The sequence below is a fragment of the Streptomyces sp. NPDC030143 genome (assembly GCF_055573695.1).
Window position 1 is genome coordinate 216,528 of the sequence record NZ_JBVIAY010000005.1, and the last position, 16,704, is coordinate 233,231.

Below are 16,704 nucleotides of genomic sequence, written 5' to 3' on the forward strand. Positions count from 1 at the left end.
TCCCCCCTTGCGCCCGTAATAACACCATGACCCCCCCCCCCCCCCCCCCCCCCCCCCCCCGTGGCGCCCCCCCCCCCCCCCCGCGGCTGCGCGGCATCGCGCGGCAGACCGAGGAGATCGTGTCGGCGGGCGGGTACCGCGCACCGGGCGGCGCTGACGTGTCGCTGGCGGCGGCCGTCCGGGCGGCCCGGGAGGGCACCCGCACGGTCGGGCCCGAGCCGGTGGCCGTGCCCGAGCCGGAGTCCGCCGGCGGCCGGACGTCCGTCGAGGTCACCGGCGAGAGCAGCCTGGAGGCAGCCCGCCGCCTCGCCCACGCGCCGGTGGCCGTGCTCAACTTCGCCTCCGCCAGGAACCCGGGCGGCGGATACCTCAACGGCGCCCAGGCCCAGGAGGAGGCCCTGTGCCGCGCCTCCGCGCTGCACACGTGCCTGCTTCAGGCCCGGGACTTCTACGACCACCACCGCTCCCACCGCGACCCGTTCTACTCGGACCGCGTCATCCACTCCCCGGCCGTACCCGTCTTCCGCGACGACCGGGGCCGGCTGCTGGACAGGCCCTACGCGGCCGGTTTCCTCACCGCCGCCGCTCCGAACGCGGGCGTGGTGCTGCGGACGGCCCCCGAGCGCGCGTCCGAACTGCCGCGCGCCCTGGCCGGCCGCGCCGAACGGGTCCTGGAGACCGCCGCCGCGCACGGCTACCGGCGGCTGGTGCTCGGCGCCTGGGGCTGCGGCGTCTTCCGCAACGACCCCGCGCAGGTGGCCGGGGCGTTCCGGGCGCTGCTGGGCCCCGGCGGACGGTTCGCGCACAGGTTCGAGCATGTGGTGTTCGGGGTGCTGGACCGGACACCGGACAGCCGGGTGCGCGGGGCGTTCGAGCGGGCGTTCCCGGGCCGTGGCGAGGCCTCCCCGGCAGCTCCCGGCCCCGCGGGCGCCCCTCGTCAGCTCCAGCCGTAGCGTTCCCGCAGCCGGTGGACCACCAGGTTGAACCGCATCCGGTCCAGCGCGCACGCCTCCCGGCGCATGCCCTGCTCGTGCAGGCGCAGGACGCGGTCGACGTCCACCCACGACTCCCGCCCCGACCGGTCCCACGGCCCGCTGCCGATCGGCACCCACTCGCGGTCGCCGTCGTGCCGCTTGCTGGACAACTGCACGGCGAGGAAGGTCCCCGCCGCCTCACGGGCGACGACCAGCACCGGACGGTCCTTGCCCCGCCCGTCGTTCTCCTCGAAGGGCACCCACGTCCAGACGACCTCGCCGGGGTCCGGGTCGCCGTCGTGGGCGGGGGAGTACTCCGTGCGCACCCGGCCGACTCCACGGGGGTCGGCCTCGGTGGTGGCGGAGGCGCCGAAGCGGCCGGGGACGTTCTCTTCGGTAAACGCGGTCACGGGGGCACCCTAAGGCGTCCTTGCACTGTGCCCGCCCGGACCGCGCGGCCCGGCGCCGCACCTCGCCGCGTTGCCGGAGAGCCGTGGTAGCTCCGCTACGAGGACTCTCGGGCGTTCAGGCGACCGGGGAATCCGTGACGAGCGGCTCGGGCCACGCCTCGTACCAGCGCAGTTCGGCCTCCGCCTGCGCCGCGAGCGACAGCAGCAGGGGTTCGCTGTTCGCCGGGCCGAGGAACTGCGCCCCGACCGGGAGCCCGCCCGGAGTGAACCCGGCGGGTACGTTCACGCCGGGCCAGCCCAGCACGTTCCACGGCCAAGCGTAGGGACAGGCGGCGATCATGGCCCGGTCGGTGGCGAACCCGCCCAGCTGCGCCATGGCCCCGATCCGCGGCGGCGGCGCGGCCGTCGTCGGCGCGAGGATCACGTCGTACCGCTCGAAGAAGGCGCCGATACGGCGGTGCAGTGCCGCCTCCGCGCGCCGGGCCGCCCGCAGCGGCGCGCCGCCGAGCAGCCGGCCGAGCCGGGCGGCGTCGTGGGTGCGCCGGTCGAGCAGCGCGGGGAAGGGCGCCTCGGCGACCCACTCGGCGATCCCCACCGTGGCCCGGGGCACGAAGGTCAGCCCGATCTGCCCGTAGGGCGGGTCGGCCTCCTCGACGGTGTGTCCCAACCGGGCGAGGGTCTCGGCGAGTTCGACGACGCGGGTGCGCACCTCGGGCCGCAGCCGGGCGGGCACGGCGGTGAACGGCGGCTTCAGCGCCAGCGCCACGCGCAGCCGTCCGGGGTCGCGTCCGACGGCCGCCGAGGCGTCGACGGCGGGCGGGCGGTGCGGGTCGCGGGCGTGGTTGCCGCAGGCCGCGTCGAGCAGCAGGGCGGCGTCGGCCACGGTCCGGCCCAGGGTGCCGTTGACCGTGATGCCCTGGAAGCTCTCGCCGCGCGGCCAGGTGGAGACCCGCCCGCGCTGCGGTTTGACGCCGACCAGATGGGTCCAGGAGGCGGGGATGCGGACCGAACCGGCCCCGTCCGAGCCGAGCGCGGCCGGCACCAGGCCCGCCGCCACCGCGGCCGCGGAGCCGCCGGAGGAGCCGCCCGGGGTGTGTTCGGTGTTCCACGGGTTGCGGGTGGCGCCGAAGGCGGGGCCCTCGGTGAACGGCCACTGTCCCAGCTCGCAGGTGTTGGTCTTGCCGACGATCACCGCACCGGCCGCGCGCAGCCGCCGTACCGCCTCTCCGTCCTCGGCGACCGGCGGGTGGGTCCCCTGGCAGCCGAAGGCGGTCGGCTCACCCGCCACGTCCATGTCGTCCTTGACGGCGACGGGCACGCCGAGCAGGGGGGTGCGCACGCCGGCGGCCAACCGCCGGTCGGCCGCCTCCGCTTCGGCGAGGGCGGCCTGTGCGCGGACGATGCGGAACGCGTTGAGGGTGTCCTGGGTCGCCTCGATCCGTGCCAGGGTCCGCTCGACCAGCTCGCGGGACGACACCTCCCCGGCGGCGAGCGCACGGGCGGTGTCCGTCAGTCCGGCGGAACGGTCGAGCGTCATGGCGGGACACCTCCGGAAGCACGTGGTCTACCGAACGGTAACCTCTGACGGGCCCTCGATGGAACGCCGTTGCGCCGGTTGCCGGTCCCCCGCAGGCCACAGCAGTCCCACAGGTCCCCCCGTTCCCTGCGCAAAGCATTGACGTCCCGGAGCCTCACCCCTACCTTCTGATCGACTTTCCGGACTCTGTTCGGCATGTCGAACCCTGAGTCGTCGGGGTCCCTGAGCCGTAGGGAGAGCCGCACCATGACCACACGTCCCCCCACCCCGTCCCGTCGCACCCTGCTGCGCGCGATGGCGGTCCTGCCCGCCTCGGCGCTCGTGCTCGGCGAGGTCCCCGGCCTGCTCGGCACGGCGTCCGCCGCGGCCCCGCCCGGTGGCTCGGCCACCCGCTACACGATCGTGCCGTTCCTCAACAGCAACGACGGCACCGTCAACGTCTACCAGTCGGACGACGCCACCGACTTCCGGCTCCTGAAGTCGTCCGCCTACACCCCGCCCGCCGGCCGCATCCGCGACGCGAGCATCTTCAGACACACCAACGGCTTCTACTACATCACCTACACCACCCACACCTGGCAGGACGTCAGCACCACCATCGGTTTCGCCCGCAGCTCCGACCGGGTCAACTGGACGTTCCTGTACGACTACACGGTCCCGATCGCCAATCTCTCCCGCGCCTGGGCACCGGAGTTCTTCGTCGACAGCGACGGCAGCGTCAACATCATCGTCTCCTGCTCGACCACCGACGACCAGTGGATCTTCACCCCCTACCTGCTGAAGGCCACCAACGCGGACCTCACCGCCTGGAGTTCACCGGTCGCCCTGGCCGGCATAGGCAAGAACCACATCGACACCTTCATCGTGAAGCTCGGCTCCACCTATCACGCCTTCACCAAGAACGAGACGACCAAGTACATCGAGTACGCCACCGCCTCGAACCTCGCCGGTCCCTACACCATCTCCCGGACCGGCGACTGGGCCGGCTGGGGCAGCTACCGCGAGGGTCCCGCCCTCGTCGCGCTCGACAACGGCGCATGGCGGCTCTTCTTCGACGGCTACGGAGACGGCAACTACTACTACAGCGACAGCTACGACACCTTCGCCACCTGGAGCACGCCCAAGGCCCTGCCGGCAGTGTCGGGCACCGCCCGGCACTTCACCGTGATCAAGGAGACGGTCACCGGCGGGGTGAGCCTCGCGAAGAACGTCACCCGCTCGCTGCGCTCGGCCAACTACAGCACCCGCTACTGGCAGGAGCAGTCCGCGCTGCTCAACCTGCCGGTGGTGACGGCCTCCGGCACGACCGCCGAGAAGCGGGCGTCCACCTTCACCGTGGTGCCGGGTCTCGCGGACGCGAACGGCTACTCCTTCCGCGACGCGGCCGGCAACTACCTGCGCCACTACGCCTTCCGCGCCCGCTTCGACCCCAACGACGGCACGTCGACGTTCGCCAAGGACGCCACCTTCGTCGCCCGGACGGGGACGGCGAGCGGCTCGGTGCGCTTCGAGTCGTACAACTACCCCGGCTACTACCTGCGCCACTACGACTACCAACTGCGGGTGGAGCAGGCGGACGGGACCGATCTGTTCCGGCAGGACAGCTCGTTCGTACCGGTGACGGCCTGGGCCTGACGTTTCGGCCGGCCCGCCGGCGGGTGGGATCATTCCCGGATGGACGCAGGGGTGGGGCACGGGATGGTCGACGTGGCGGCGGGGCGGGTCAGGCTGTCGGACCGGCGCACGCGCCGCAGCTGGGAGGTGGAGCTCGCGCCCTACCGGATCGGGCGGCACCCGGTCACCCGTGAGCTGTTCGGGCGGGTGACCGGCGCGGGGCCGGCCGCGGGCGGCCTGCTGCCGGCCGAGAGCGTCTCCTGGTGGGACGCGGTGCGCTTCTGCAACGCGCTGTCCCTCCGGGAGGGGCTCACACCCGCCTACGTCCTCGACGGCGACGACCGGGCCGTCGACCCGGACGCGTCGGCCGACGGCTACCGGCTGCCCACCGAGGCCGAGTGGGAGCACGCCTGCCGGGCCGGCACCACCGGGCCGCGCCACGGCCCCCTCGACGACATCGCCTGGCACCGGGGCAACTCGGGTGAGCGCCTCCACGAGGTGGGCGGCAAGCAGCCCAACGCCTGGGGCCTCCACGACATGCTCGGCAACGTCTGGGAGTGGTGCTGGGACCTCTACGACCCCGAGGTCTACGGCACCTACCGGGTGCTGCGCGGCGGCGGCTGGTTCGACGAGCACTGGAGCTGCCGCGCCTCGGTACGCCGGCGCAGTCACCCCGCCTTCCGGGTGGACGACGTCGGGTTCCGCCTCGCGCGCTCGACCGGCGGCTGAGCACTCGCGCGGTGTGACCTGCGGCGGGCCCGGGGGCGGGTCACCACACCCGCGCTCGCGGGATCCGTCGCGGCGGATGCCGTCGGCCTCCACCCGGACCCGCACCCGCGCTCGGCGTCGACCAGCCGCGCGGGCACCCCGGCGATCACCGCGGCCCGCGCACCGGCGCCCCCAGCCGGCCCGCGCCTCGGCGGCCGGTCGAGGCAGGCGACCACACGGCGGAGCCGACGTCCGGATCAGCGCGGTCAGGCGCCCGGCCGGCTGTTCCGACGGCCCTGACGCGCCACGGGCGGAGCCTCGAGGAGAGCCGCGTCGGACGTCGGGAGCCGCGGCGGGACCCGCACCCGGTGTGACACAGTGGCGGGAAACCGACGGCCGGGAGCGCACGGGGGTGGGAGACATGCCGGAGCTGGGCAAGGGCGGGAACATCGCGATCGGGGCGGGGCCCGTCACGGTCGAGCTGTACGCGGAGGGCGACACCGTCGACCTCAGCGCCCTGCTGGTGACGGCCGACGGCAAGGTCAGGTCCGACGACGACCTGGTCTTCTACAACCAGCCCTCCGCCGAGTCGGGCGCCGTGCGCCACCTGGCCGCCGACGCCGACGGCCCCGAGCGCATCGAGGTGGACCCGGCCGCGCTACCCGCGCAGGTGGACCGGGTCGTGCTCGTCGCGAGCTGCGACCCCGACGACGTCACACGCACCTTCCGCACGGTCGGGAACGTCCGGGTGAGCGCGGCCCAGCCCGGCACGGAAACGGTTCTCTTCCGGCCGCCGGCCCTGACCGACGGTGAACGCGCGGTCCTGCTCACCGAGCTCTACCGCCGTGGCGACGCGTGGAAGCTGCGCGCGATCGGCCAGGGCTACGCCGACGGGCTGGCCGGGCTCGCCAGGGACTTCGGCATCGAGGTCGCCGAGGCCGACGAGGCCGACGAGACCGCGGGAGCGCCGCCCGCGGAGGCACCCGCGGCCCCGGCCGCACCGCCCGTGCCCGCCGCCGCCCCCGCGTCGCCCCCGCCGGGCCCGGTCAAGCCGCCGCTCGGCCGGATCAGCCTCGACAAGGGCAGCCAGGTGTCCATCAGCATGGACAAGGGCGACCGTGAGCTGACGGTCACCGTGGCCCTGGAGTGGGACGGCGGCAGCGACCGGCGCCGCCGGCAGGGCGCCGACCTCGACCTGTACGCCCTGTTCGTCCCCGCCACCAAGGCGGTCCGCGGGCCCAGGGCGCCCGGCACCCTCGTCAAGTCCGGCCACGTCGTCCAGGGCGAGCCGGTGCGCGGGGGCGCGGCGCCGGCCGGGGCGCCGGCGACGGCGAAGACGGGCAAGAAGGCCGATGTCGTCTACTACAAGCACCTGGGCTCGCTCACCGACCGCCCCCACATCCGTCTCGACGGCGACTCCCGCGTCCCCGGCCGCGAGGCGGTGAAGATCGTCCGGCCCGACGAGCAGGGGTACGTCCTGCTGTGCGCGTACTCGGCGGTCAGCAACGGCTTCGGCTCCTTCCGCAGCTTCGGTGCGAAGGTGGTCGTCGACGACGGACGCGGCTCCGTCGTGACCGTGCCGCTCTACGAGAACACCAAGACCCGCTACTGGGTGGCGATCGCCCTCGTCGACTTCACCTCCGCCGACGGCGCGGCCGTCCACCACATCGAGGCATACAGCGCCCGCATGACCGAACGCCGCCCGGTGCTCCACGCGGACGGGACGATCGAGATGAACGCGGGCCCGATCGAGTTCAAACGCCGCTGAGCCCTGCCGGGTGGTGCGGGAGGTGCCCAGGGGGCGCCCCCCCCGCCCGGCGGTGCCGTCCGGCGGACCACCGCCGTCCGGTGACAGCCGCCCGCCGTCCGGTGACAGCCGTCCGCCGCCCGGCGGCAGCCGCCCGCCACCTCGGCTCCTTGCTGTTTCATGACCCTCTGTTCACCCGGCGGAGGTGGAAGCGGCCCCGGGTGTCGACAACGATGCCGAGACCCCACAGTTTCCACCGGCACCAGGAGTACCACCCGTGAACGTCTCCCTCCCCGTCTGGCTGGTGACCGTGGCCGCCCTGTGTGCGCTGGTCGCCGTCGACTTCCTCATCGGTCGCAGACCACACGACGTGTCGGTGCGGGAGGCCGGCACCTGGACCGCGGTGTGGATCGTCCTGGCCTGCGCGTTCGGAGCCGGCCTGTACGTCTTCGGGGGCGGGGGGCCGACGGGCGAGTTCTTCGCCGGGTACATCACCGAGAAGTCGCTGAGCGTCGACAACCTCTTCGTCTTCGTCCTCATCATGAGCAGGTTCGCGGTGCCCTCGCAGTACCAGCAGCGGGTGCTGATGGTCGGCGTCCTGATGGCGCTGGTGCTGCGCGCGGTGTTCATCGCGCTCGGCGCGGCGATCATCTCCACGTTCTCGTGGGTGTTCTACCTCTTCGGCGCGTTCCTGATCTGGACCGCCTGGAAGCTGATCCAGGACGCCCGCAGGGGCGGCCACGACGAGGAGTACGAGGAGAACAAGCTGCTCAAGGCCGCCGAGCGCCGCTTCGGCGTGGCCGACCGCTACCACGGCACCAGGCTGTGGATCGAGCAGAACGGCAAGCGGGTGATGACGCCGATGCTGGTGGTGATGCTCGCGATCGGCTCCACGGACGTCCTGTTCGCCCTGGACTCCATCCCCGCGATCTACGGTCTGACCGACGATCCGTACATCGTGTTCACCGCCAACGCGTTCGCCCTGATGGGACTGCGCCAGCTGTACTTCCTCATCGGCGGCCTGCTCAGGAAGCTGGTCCACCTCAGCTACGGGCTGTCGATCATCCTCGGCTTCATCGGCGTCAAGCTGCTGCTGCACGCGCTGCACGAGTCGGGGGTGCACGTCCCCGAGATCGGCATCCCCTTCTCGCTCTCCTTCATCGTGCTGGTCCTCGCCGTCACGACCGTCACCAGCCTGCGGGCCGCCCGACGGCAGGAGGAGGTCGCCACCTGACCGGTCCGCGACGGCGAAAAGGGGCCCGGAGGAACACCGGACCCCTTGCCGTCCACGACCGTCCGGCTCAGGCGGCCGCGACCTCGCCCGCGTGGCCGTGCAGCCGGGCCACGACCTCGGTCAGCTGGGCGGCGACCTCGGCGTCGTCCACCGGGTGGGTCTCGGCGAAGCGGGTCAGGGAGCCCGGGATGGAGAGCTTGAGGTCCTCGATCACCCGGCCGCCGGCGATGCCCACGGCCTTGCGGGCCTCGTCCTGGGCCCACACGCCGCCGTACTGGCCGAAGGCGGTGCCGACCACGGCGACCGGCTTGCCGCCGAAGGCGCCGGCGCCGTACGGGCGGGACAGCCAGTCGATGGCGTTCTTCAGCACGGCCGGGATGGTGCCGTTGTACTCGGGGGAGAAGAGCAGGAAGGCGTCGGCGGCCTGGGCGGCCTCGCGCAGCCTGGCGGCGGCGGCCGGCACGCTGCCCTCGACGTCGATGTCCTCGTTGTAGAACGGGACCTCGGCCAGGCCCTCGAAGAGGTCGACCTCGGCACCCTCCGGAGCGACCTTGACGGCGGCCTCGGCGAGCTGGCGGTTGGTCGAGCCGGCGCGGAGGCTGCCGACGAGCGCGAGGATACGAACAGACATGGGTACTCCCAGAGACTGAAACAGTGCCGTGGATGATCCGGACCGGGGTCCGTTTAAGGTTGTATCACCCTAACCGGACCGGGGTCCAGTTTCATTCCCGGTGCTTTACGCTGTGTTCATGCCCGCCGCTCTGCCGCCCTTCCCGAGTTCCGAGGAGACCGTCGGCGAACCCGAACTGCTGCAACTCGGGGCGACCGCCGAGGACGAGCCCTGTCTGCGCGCCGACGCGGCCCGCAACCGGGCCCGGCTGCTGTGCGCCGCCGCCCGCCTGGTCGCCGAGCACGGTGCCGCGGCGGTCACCATGGAGGCGGTGGCCGCCGAGGCCAAGGTCGGCAAGGGGACCGTCTTCCGTCGCTTCGGCGATCGCACCGGGCTGCTGATGGCGCTGCTGGACCACTCGGAGCGCACCTTCCAGGCCGCCTTCCTCGGCGGCCCGCCGCCGCTGGGCCCCGGCGCGCCGCCCGTCGAGCGGCTGCGGGCGTTCGGCGTCGCCCTGCTGCGGCGCGCCGCGGACGAACTCGAGCTGCAACTGGCGGCCGAGCCGGCAGCGGACCGCCGCTTCCTCGCACCGGCCCGCCGGGTGCTCCACGGCCATGTGGCGATGCTGCTGCGCCAGGCCGCGCCGGACGCGGACGCGGACCTGCTCGCCCACACGCTGATGGGCTACCTCAGTCCCGTGCTGATCCACCATCTGACCCGTCAGTCCGGGATGCCGATCGAGCGGCTGGAGGCGGGCTGGAACGACCTGGTGGACCGCATGACGGGCGGCTGACCGCCCGCGAACCCGAGCGGCAGGTCCGCGACCTGCGCGGCCAACTTCGTTAAATCATTGACCAATTGGGGGTTACCCCCGGTCAAAATCGCCGTCCGCGCTTCTGCCAAGATGCGGTACGTCATGGTGCAGATACCGAAAACGCCCGCGCCGACACCGTCGTCGGCGCCGCGCTCCGTGCCCACGAGCGCCGACGTGGCCCGCCTGGCCGGCGTCTCGCGCGCGACCGTCTCCTACGTCCTGAACAACGCCAGTGCCGTACGGATCAGCGAGCCCACCCGCGAACGGGTCCGCCAGGCCGCGAAGGACCTCGGGTACGTGCCGCACGCCGCTGCCCGCAGCCTGCGCGCCGGGCACAGCCGCATGGTCCTGATGCCCGCCCCGCCCGTCCCCGCGGGACCTCTCTACAGCCAGTTCGTGCACGACTTCCAGGGCGCGCTCAGCCGCCTCGACTACACCGTCGTCCAGTACGGCGCCAGCGGCCTGCGCGGGGACGACGCCGCCCGGGCCTGGGCCGAGCTGCGGCCCGTCGCCGTCCTGGTGCCCGGCCCCGGCCTCGGCCCGCAGGGCGTCGCCGTCCTCAAGCGTTCCGGGGCCCGCGCCGTCGTGACCCTCAGCTCCGAACCCGTCGAGGGTGCCCACGCCCTGCTCATGGACCAGGCCGGCGTCGGCCGCAGTGCCGCGGGGCACCTGTACGCCCGTGGCCGCCGCCGCATCGGCGTCGTCGTCCCCGAGGAGCGTGGCATGGACATGTTCTCCATGCCCCGTCTCGCCGGTGTGCGCGAGGCACTGCTCGACACCGACGCCACCGTCACCGAACTGCCCCTCGCCTTCACGGAGGAGTCCGCGGCCGCCCTCGCCGCCCGCTGGCATACCCTCGGCCTCGACGCGGTCTTCGCCTACAACGACGAGTACGCCATGCTGCTGATGAGCGCGCTCCAGGACGAGGGCGTGCGCATCCCCGAGGACACGGCCGTCATCGGCGCCGACGACCTGATGCTCGGCAGACTGCTGCGCCCCCGCCTGAGTACCGTCCGCATCGCGCTGCCCTCCGGCCCCGACCTCGCCGGGCTCGTCGACCGGGCGGTCCGCACCCCCGGCGCGGCACCCGAGGCGCACGAGTTGCTGGAGGCGACGGCGGTGCGGCGCGACTCCACCTGAGGCCGCTGGGCAGGTCTAAGATGTTGCACGCTCAACCAGATGGGGGCGCGGGCGACCACCGTCGGGCAGCCCGCCCGGCTGCGCCGGACCGCCGCGTCCCGCCACGCGGCCGCCGGCCCGGCGGCCCAGCACGCGGGACTCCCGCAGGGTTCCGCGCGTGACTGATCGGAGAGCCCTCATGCCGTTGCTCGACCCCACGTCCTGGCAGCCCCGCGCCCTCACGGGCCCCGAGCACGCCGTCATCGAGCCCGCCACCGGCGACCGGCTCGGCACGGTCGTCCTCGCCACCGCCGAGGACGTCGCCCCGGCCACCGGGGCCGCCCGCGCCGCCCAGGCCGAGTGGGCCCGCCTGCCGCACTTCGTGCGGGCCGGGGTACTGCGCAAGGCCGGCGACCTGTTCGCCGCGCACGCCGGCGAACTGCGCGGATGGCTGGTGCGGGAGTCCGGGTCCATCCCCGGCAAGGCCGACTTCGAGCTGCACGTCGCCGCCCAGGAGTGCTACGAGGCCGCCGCGCTCGCCTCCCGCCCGGCGGGCCAGGTGCTGCCCAGCGAGGCGCCCCGGCTGTCCTACACCCGGCGGGTGCCCGTGGGGGTCGTGGGCGTGATCTCCCCGTTCAACGCCCCGCTGATCCTGTCCATCCGCTCCGTCGCGCCCGCTCTGGCGCTCGGCAACGCGGTCGTGCTGAAGCCGGACCCGCGGACGGCGGTGTGCGGCGGGCTCTCCCTCGCCGCCGTCTTCGCCGAGGCGGGGCTCCCCGAGGGCCTGCTGCACGTCCTGCCGGGCGGACCCGACACCGGCGCGGCGCTGGTCGCCGACCCGCACGTGCCGGTGATCTCCTTCACCGGCTCCACCGCGGCCGGCCGGGCGGTCGGCGAGGCCGCCGGACGCCACCTCAAGCGCGCCCACCTGGAACTCGGCGGCAACTCAGCGCTGATCGTGCTGGAGGACGCCGACCTCGACGCGGTGATCTCCACGGCGGCCTGGGGCTCCTTCTTCCACCAGGGCCAGATCTGCATGACCACCGGCCGCCACCTCGTGCACGCCTCCCTCTACGAGGAGTACGTCGAGCGGTTGGCGGCGAAGGCGGACTCCCTGGCCGTCGGCGACCCGCACCGCGCGCAGGTCCACCTCGGCCCGCTCATCGACGACGGCCAGCTCGCCAAGGTCCACGCCCTGGTGGAGGCCAGTACCGCGGCCGGAGCGAAGCTCGCCGCGGGCGGCACCCACGAGGGCCGCTTCTACCGCCCCACGGTTCTCGCGGGCGTCGCCGACGACACCCCCGCCTACGCGGAGGAGGTCTTCGGCCCGGTGGCCCCCGTCCGCCCCTTCAGCACGCCCGACGAGGCCGCCGCCCTCGCCGCGGCGAGCTCCTACGGCCTCTCCCTGGGCATCGTCACCCGTGACGCCGCCCGCGGTCTGGACCTCGCCGAGCGCGTCCCGACCGGCATCGTGCACATCAACGACCAGACCGTGAACGACGAGGCCGTCGCCCCCTTCGGCGGCATCGCCGCCTCCGGCACCGGCGCCCGCTTCGGCGGCGAGGCCAACCTGGAGGCCTTCACCGACGTGCGCTGGACCACGGTGCGCGGCGACGTGGCGCCCTACCCCTTCTAGCCGCGGCCTCTCCGGCCGCAGCCGGAAGGGCCGCGGCCCTTCAGCAGCTCCCGGACCTCACTGGCCGTCGGCGGCGGACCGCTGCTCCTCGACGGACTTGCGGACCTCGTCCATGTCCAGCTTGCGGGCCTGCCCGATGACGTCCGTCAGGGCGGCCTCGGGCAGGGCGCCGGGCTGCGCGAACACGGCGACGCGCTCCCGGACGATCATCAGGGTGGGGATGGACTGGATACCGAAGGCGGCGGCCAGCTCCGGCTGCGCCTCGGTGTCCACCTTCCCGAACACCAGGTCCGGGTTCTCCTCGGCGGCCTTCTCATAGACCGGGGCGAACTGACGGCACGGCCCGCACCAGGACGCCCAGAAGTCGATCAGGACGAAGTCGTTGTCGGTGACCGTCTGGTCGAAGTTCTCCTTGGTGAGCTCCACGGTGCTGCTCATGGCGTGATTCCCTCTTCCCGCTGCTTCCTGCCAGGGGCGTCCTGACATGGGATGAAGCCGCCCGCACAACACGGTCGGCCCCTCGCGTATTCCGCGCCCCTACCCGTGTGGCCACCCCGCACACCACCCACCAGACTGACCCCATGACGGAAACGGAAACCATCGCGTACGACGTCGTGGTGCTCGGGGCCGGGCCCGTGGGGGAGAACGTCGCCGACCGCACCCGCGCGGCCGGGCTCACCACCGCGGTCGTGGAGAGCGAACTGGTCGGCGGCGAGTGCTCGTACTGGGCCTGCATGCCCAGCAAAGCCCTGCTGCGCCCGGTCATCGCCCGCGCCGACGCCCGCCGCCTGCCCGGTCTGCGCCAGGCCGTGCAGGGGCCCCTCGACGCCGCCGAGGTCCTCGCACACCGCGACTACTACACCTCGCACTGGAAGGACGACGGCCAGGTCGGCTGGCTGGAGGGCATCGGGGCCGACCTGTACCGCGGCCGGGGCCGCCTGTCCGGCCCGCGCACCGTGCGGGTGGGGGACACCGTCCTCACCGCCCGGCACGCCGTCGCGGTCTGTACCGGCAGCCGGGCCGTCCTGCCCGACCTGCCCGGTCTCGACGCCGTCCGGCCGTGGACGAGCCGGGAGGCGACGAGCGCGCAGGCCGTGCCGGACCGGCTCGTCGTGGTCGGCGGGGGAGTCGTCGCCACCGAGATGGCCACCGCCTGGCAGGCCCTCGGCGCGCGGGTCACCCTCCTCGTGCGCGGCAAGGGCCTGCTGAACCGCATGGAGCCCTTCGCCGGCGAACTGGTCGCCGAGGCGCTCACCGAGGCCGGTGCCGACGTGCGCACCGGCACCTCCGTGGAGTCGGTGACGCGGGAGGACGGCACGGTCGTGGTCGTCACCGACGCCGGCGACCGCATCGAGGCCGACGAGATCCTTTTCGCCACCGGCCGCGCCCCGCGCACCGACGACATCGGCCTGGACACCGTGGGCCTGGAGCCCGGCTCCTGGCTCACCGTCGACGACAGCCTGCGGGTGACCGGCAGCGAGTGGCTGTACGCCGTCGGCGACGTCAACCACCGCGCCCTCCTCACCCACCAGGGCAAGTACCAGGCCCGGATCGCGGGCGCCGCCATCGCCGCCCGCGCGTCGGGGACGGCGGACCTGGAGTCCGGCCCGTGGGGCGCCCACGCCGCCACCGCCGACCACCACGCCGTCCCCCAGGTCGTCTTCACCGACCCGGAGGCCGCCTCGGTGGGCCTCTCCCTGGCCGAGGCGGAGGCGGCCGGCCACCGGGTCCGCGCCGTCGACGTCGACCTGTCCTCCGTGGCCGGAGCGGGTCTGTACGCCGACGGCTACAGGGGCCGGGCCCGCATGGTCGTCGACCTGGAGGAGGAGGTCCTGCGCGGCGTCACCTTCGTCGGCCCCGGCGTGGGCGAGCTGGTCCACTCGGCGACCGTCGCCGTCGCCGGCCGGGTCCCGATCGCCCGCCTGTGGCACGCGGTCCCGTCCTACCCGACGATCAGCGAGGTGTGGCTGCGGCTGCTGGAGGCGTTCCGCGACGACTGAAGCCGGTCACGGCAGGTCGAAGCCCAGCTCCCGGGCCGCACGGAGGGGCGTCGGCTGTGCCCAGCGCTCCGCCACGGCCTGGTTGGCGGAGAGCGAGCGCAGTTCGGCCCGGTCCAGGTAGAGCAGGCCGTCGAGGTGGTCCGTCTCGTGCTGGACGATCCGGGCGGGCCACCCGCCGAACACCTCGTCGAGCGGGCGGCCGTGCTCGTCCTCGCCCGTCAGCCGCACCTCGGCGTGGCGGGCCACCACGGCCTGCCAGCCCGGCACGCTCAGGCAGCCCTCGAAGAAGGCGGCCCGGGCCGGACCCACGGGTTCGTAGGCCGGGTTGACCAGCACGCGGAACGGCTGCGGCACCCGGCCGCGCGCCACCCGCACCTCCTCCGGCACCGGCGCCGGGTCCTCGATCACCGCGATCCGCAGTTCCACCCCGACCTGCGGGGCGGCCAGGCCCACGCCGGGCGCCGCGTGCATGGTGACCCGCAGCGCCTCGACGAACCGGGCCAGGAGAGCGGGGTCGAGCCGGCCGTCGTAGCGCTCCGTGCCGGCGCGCAGGACCGGGTCGCCCGCCGCGACGATCGGCAACGGGCCGCCGGGCGCGAGGAGTTCCTCGATCCGCTCGGCAAGAGGGGCGCGCGAAGGGGGAGAGGCCATCGGGCCAGGATGCCACGCGGTGAGGGTGACACAGGTCACTCGGAAGGGCGGGAACTCGTCGGGATCCCGCTCCGACCACTGGAGGGTCACGATGAAACGTCCCACCGACACTCCGGAGAAGCCCGCCGATGTCCACCGCTCCCTCGCCCACCGCGGACGAGGCCCCGCATCCCGCGGTGCCCGGGACGACGTCCCGCGGTCCGTGGGCCCCGCTGCGTCCCCTGGTGCTGCGCCTGCACTTCTACGCCGGCGTGTTCGTCGCCCCGTTCCTGCTCGTCGCCGCCGTCACCGGCTTCCTGTACGCGGGCGCGTTCCAGGCCGAGAGGATCGTCTACGCGCACGAGATGACCGTGCCGGTCGGCGACACCCGGCTGCCGGTGTCCGCGCAGGTGGCCGCCGCCCGCGAGGCACACCCGGAGGGCACGGTCGCGGCCGTGCGGCCCTCCCCGACCGACGACGCCACGACCCGCGTCCTGCTGTCCGGCGTCGAGGGCGTCGACCCCGCCCGCTCCCTCGCCGTGTTCGTCGACCCCTACACCGGCACGGTGCGCGGCGCGCTGGAGCAGTACGGCGCGACCGGGGCCCTGCCACTGCGCACCTGGATCGACGAGTTCCACCGCGACCTGCACCTGGGCGAGAACGGCCGGCTCTACAGCGAGTTCGCCGCGAGCTGGCTGTGGGTGATCGCGGGCGGCGGTGTCGTGCTGTGGTTCTCCCGCCGGCGCGCCCTGCGCACGGTGCGCGGTACCGGCGGACGTCGTCGCACGCTCGGCCTGCACGGCACGGTCGGCGTGTGGGCCGCGGCGGGGTTCTTCTTCCTGTCGGCGACCGGCCTGACCTGGTCGCAGTACGCCGGCGCGAGCATCGACGAGTTGCGCACCTCGCTCGGCGGCTCCACCCCGTCGATCTCGGCGGCGGCGGGCGGCGGCGACCACGCCGGTCACGACACGGCCCCCGGTGCGGCCGGCGGCGGCGACCACGGCGTCGGCCTCGACAAGGTCCTCGCCGCCGCGCGCGCCGAGGGTCTCGGCGACCCGGTGGAGATCGTGCCGCCCGCGGACGCGGAGTCGGCGTACGTCGTCCGGCAGGTCCAGCGCAGCTGGCCCACCCGGCAGGACGCCGTCGCCGTCGACCCGGCGACCGGCGAGGTCACCGACGTGCTGCGGTTCGCGGACCACCCGGTGCTCGCCAAGCTGACCCGCTGGGGCATCGACCTGCACACCGGCGTCCTGTTCGGCGTGGCCAACCAGATCCTGTTGATGCTGCTCGCGCTGTCGCTGGTCCTGCTGATCCTGTGGGGCTACCGCATGTGGTGGCAACGAGGCCGCGGTTCCGCCTTCGGCCGGCCGATCCCGCGCGGCGCCTGGGCGCAGGTCCCGCCGTACGTCCTGGTGCCGCTGATGGCGGTGGTCGCCGTCCTCGGCTACTTCGTGCCGCTGCTGGGCCTCCCGCTCGCCGCGTTCCTCGTCGTGGACGTCGTCCTGGGCGAGATCGCGCACCGGCGCGGCCGGCGGACCGCCGCCTGACACACGACACGGGGCGGGGGGGGGGGGGGGTTTGTGGGGGGGGCTGGGGGTGTAGTGGGGGGGGGGGGGGGGAGGGCACGAAGGGCGGGGGGGGGAGGAGGGGGGGGGGATGGTGTCATTGGGG

At 74.0% G+C, this 16,704-nt stretch carries 16 protein-coding genes; 11 read left to right on the forward strand and 5 right to left on the reverse strand.

Going from position 1 to position 16,704, the window contains the following annotated elements; genetic code table 11:
• Positions 1-26: 26 nt before the first annotated feature.
• Positions 27-953, forward strand: a complete 927-nt coding sequence (locus tag ACZ4YY_RS11545; protein WP_468287129.1) for a TIGR02452 family protein — start codon at positions 27-29, stop codon at positions 951-953.
• On the opposite strand, the gene ACZ4YY_RS11550 is transcribed toward ACZ4YY_RS11545, so the two are convergent.
• Positions 938-1,384, reverse strand: a complete 447-nt coding sequence (locus ACZ4YY_RS11550) for a type II toxin-antitoxin system PemK/MazF family toxin (RefSeq protein ID WP_468287132.1) — start codon at positions 1,382-1,384, stop codon at positions 938-940. The genes ACZ4YY_RS11545 and ACZ4YY_RS11550 overlap by 16 nt on opposite strands.
• A 115-nt stretch (positions 1,385-1,499) precedes the next feature.
• Complete coding sequence (locus ACZ4YY_RS11555) at positions 1,500-2,921, reverse strand: amidase (protein WP_468287135.1); 1,422 nt, start codon at positions 2,919-2,921, stop codon at positions 1,500-1,502.
• Between the two features lie 246 nt (positions 2,922-3,167).
• Here ACZ4YY_RS11555 and ACZ4YY_RS11560 point away from each other — a divergent pair, with 246 nt between their 5' ends.
• From ACZ4YY_RS11560 to ACZ4YY_RS11575, 4 genes are all read left to right on the forward strand, one after another.
• Positions 3,168-4,556 carry a glycoside hydrolase family 43 protein gene (locus tag ACZ4YY_RS11560; RefSeq protein ID WP_468287138.1) on the forward strand — a complete coding sequence of 463 codons (1,389 nt, stop codon included), beginning with the start codon at positions 3,168-3,170 and terminating at the stop codon, positions 4,554-4,556.
• Between the two features lie 39 nt (positions 4,557-4,595).
• Entirely contained in the window at positions 4,596-5,264 is a 669-nt protein-coding gene (locus tag ACZ4YY_RS11565) for a formylglycine-generating enzyme family protein (RefSeq protein WP_468287141.1), read from the forward strand.
• 400 nt (positions 5,265-5,664) lie between these two features.
• Positions 5,665-7,011 (forward strand): TerD family protein, encoded by a 1,347-nt coding sequence (locus tag ACZ4YY_RS11570; protein WP_468287706.1) that lies wholly within the window; start codon positions 5,665-5,667, stop codon positions 7,009-7,011.
• Positions 7,012-7,267: 256 nt separating this feature from the next.
• Positions 7,268-8,224 carry a TerC family protein gene (locus ACZ4YY_RS11575; RefSeq protein WP_468287144.1) on the forward strand — a complete coding sequence of 319 codons (957 nt, stop codon included), beginning with the start codon at positions 7,268-7,270 and terminating at the stop codon, positions 8,222-8,224.
• A gap of 67 nt (positions 8,225-8,291) precedes the next feature.
• Here ACZ4YY_RS11575 and ACZ4YY_RS11580 read toward each other — a convergent pair whose 3' ends face one another.
• Positions 8,292-8,855, reverse strand: a complete 564-nt coding sequence (locus ACZ4YY_RS11580) for an NAD(P)H-dependent oxidoreductase (RefSeq protein ID WP_468287147.1) — start codon at positions 8,853-8,855, stop codon at positions 8,292-8,294.
• A gap of 118 nt (positions 8,856-8,973) precedes the next feature.
• On the opposite strand from ACZ4YY_RS11580, the gene ACZ4YY_RS11585 reads away from it, so the two are divergent.
• From ACZ4YY_RS11585 to ACZ4YY_RS11600, 4 genes are all read left to right on the forward strand, one after another.
• The gene (locus tag ACZ4YY_RS11585; RefSeq protein WP_468287150.1) at positions 8,974-9,627 is read left to right on the forward strand and encodes a TetR/AcrR family transcriptional regulator; all 654 of its coding nucleotides are present in this window, start codon (positions 8,974-8,976) and stop codon (positions 9,625-9,627) included.
• Positions 9,628-9,750: 123 nt separating this feature from the next.
• Complete coding sequence (locus ACZ4YY_RS11590; RefSeq protein ID WP_468287153.1) at positions 9,751-10,788, forward strand: LacI family DNA-binding transcriptional regulator; 1,038 nt, start codon at positions 9,751-9,753, stop codon at positions 10,786-10,788.
• 39 nt (positions 10,789-10,827) lie between these two features.
• A complete protein-coding gene (locus ACZ4YY_RS11595) occupies positions 10,828-10,953 on the forward strand; it encodes a hypothetical protein (RefSeq protein ID WP_468287156.1) in 126 nt (41 codons plus the stop codon).
• Between the two features lie 13 nt (positions 10,954-10,966).
• A complete protein-coding gene (locus ACZ4YY_RS11600) occupies positions 10,967-12,403 on the forward strand; it encodes an aldehyde dehydrogenase family protein (protein ID WP_468287709.1) in 1,437 nt (478 codons plus the stop codon).
• Between the two features lie 57 nt (positions 12,404-12,460).
• Here ACZ4YY_RS11600 and trxA read toward each other — a convergent pair whose 3' ends face one another.
• Positions 12,461-12,841 carry a thioredoxin gene (gene trxA, locus ACZ4YY_RS11605; RefSeq protein WP_468287159.1) on the reverse strand — a complete coding sequence of 127 codons (381 nt, stop codon included), beginning with the start codon at positions 12,839-12,841 and terminating at the stop codon, positions 12,461-12,463.
• Positions 12,842-12,984: 143 nt separating this feature from the next.
• Here trxA and ACZ4YY_RS11610 point away from each other — a divergent pair, with 143 nt between their 5' ends.
• Complete coding sequence (locus ACZ4YY_RS11610; protein ID WP_468287162.1) at positions 12,985-14,403, forward strand: dihydrolipoyl dehydrogenase family protein; 1,419 nt, start codon at positions 12,985-12,987, stop codon at positions 14,401-14,403.
• Positions 14,404-14,409: 6 nt separating this feature from the next.
• On the opposite strand, the gene ACZ4YY_RS11615 is transcribed toward ACZ4YY_RS11610, so the two are convergent.
• On the reverse strand, positions 14,410-15,054 hold the full coding sequence (locus tag ACZ4YY_RS11615) for a peptide deformylase (RefSeq protein WP_468287165.1): 645 nt from the start codon (positions 15,052-15,054) through the stop codon (positions 14,410-14,412).
• Between the two features lie 128 nt (positions 15,055-15,182).
• Between ACZ4YY_RS11615 and ACZ4YY_RS11620 the strand changes: the two genes are divergently transcribed.
• Positions 15,183-16,580 (forward strand): PepSY-associated TM helix domain-containing protein, encoded by a 1,398-nt coding sequence (locus tag ACZ4YY_RS11620; RefSeq protein WP_468287168.1) that lies wholly within the window; start codon positions 15,183-15,185, stop codon positions 16,578-16,580.
• Positions 16,581-16,704 lie beyond the last annotated feature (124 nt).

Excerpts from the sequence above, each read along its gene's own strand:
- ACZ4YY_RS11590 (WP_468287153.1), top strand. The coding sequence starts at position 9,751 with ATGGTGCAGATACCGAAAACGCCCGCGCCGACACCGTCGTCGGCGCCG.
- ACZ4YY_RS11595 (WP_468287156.1), top strand. The coding sequence starts at position 10,828 with ATGGGGGCGCGGGCGACCACCGTCGGGCAGCCCGCCCGGCTGCGCCGG.
- ACZ4YY_RS11620 (WP_468287168.1), top strand. The coding sequence starts at position 15,183 with ATGTCCACCGCTCCCTCGCCCACCGCGGACGAGGCCCCGCATCCCGCG.
- trxA (WP_468287159.1), bottom strand. The coding sequence starts at position 12,841 with ATGAGCAGCACCGTGGAGCTCACCAAGGAGAACTTCGACCAGACGGTC.
- ACZ4YY_RS11615 (WP_468287165.1), bottom strand. The coding sequence starts at position 15,054 with ATGGCCTCTCCCCCTTCGCGCGCCCCTCTTGCCGAGCGGATCGAGGAA.
- ACZ4YY_RS11585 (WP_468287150.1), top strand. The coding sequence starts at position 8,974 with ATGCCCGCCGCTCTGCCGCCCTTCCCGAGTTCCGAGGAGACCGTCGGC.
- ACZ4YY_RS11560 (WP_468287138.1), top strand. The coding sequence starts at position 3,168 with ATGACCACACGTCCCCCCACCCCGTCCCGTCGCACCCTGCTGCGCGCG.
- ACZ4YY_RS11600 (WP_468287709.1), top strand. The coding sequence starts at position 10,967 with ATGCCGTTGCTCGACCCCACGTCCTGGCAGCCCCGCGCCCTCACGGGC.
- ACZ4YY_RS11545 (WP_468287129.1), top strand. The coding sequence starts at position 27 with ATGACCCCCCCCCCCCCCCCCCCCCCCCCCCCCCGTGGCGCCCCCCCC.
- ACZ4YY_RS11580 (WP_468287147.1), bottom strand. The coding sequence starts at position 8,855 with ATGTCTGTTCGTATCCTCGCGCTCGTCGGCAGCCTCCGCGCCGGCTCG.
- ACZ4YY_RS11570 (WP_468287706.1), top strand. The coding sequence starts at position 5,665 with ATGCCGGAGCTGGGCAAGGGCGGGAACATCGCGATCGGGGCGGGGCCC.
- ACZ4YY_RS11610 (WP_468287162.1), top strand. The coding sequence starts at position 12,985 with ATGACGGAAACGGAAACCATCGCGTACGACGTCGTGGTGCTCGGGGCC.
- ACZ4YY_RS11565 (WP_468287141.1), top strand. The coding sequence starts at position 4,596 with ATGGACGCAGGGGTGGGGCACGGGATGGTCGACGTGGCGGCGGGGCGG.
- ACZ4YY_RS11555 (WP_468287135.1), bottom strand. The coding sequence starts at position 2,921 with ATGACGCTCGACCGTTCCGCCGGACTGACGGACACCGCCCGTGCGCTC.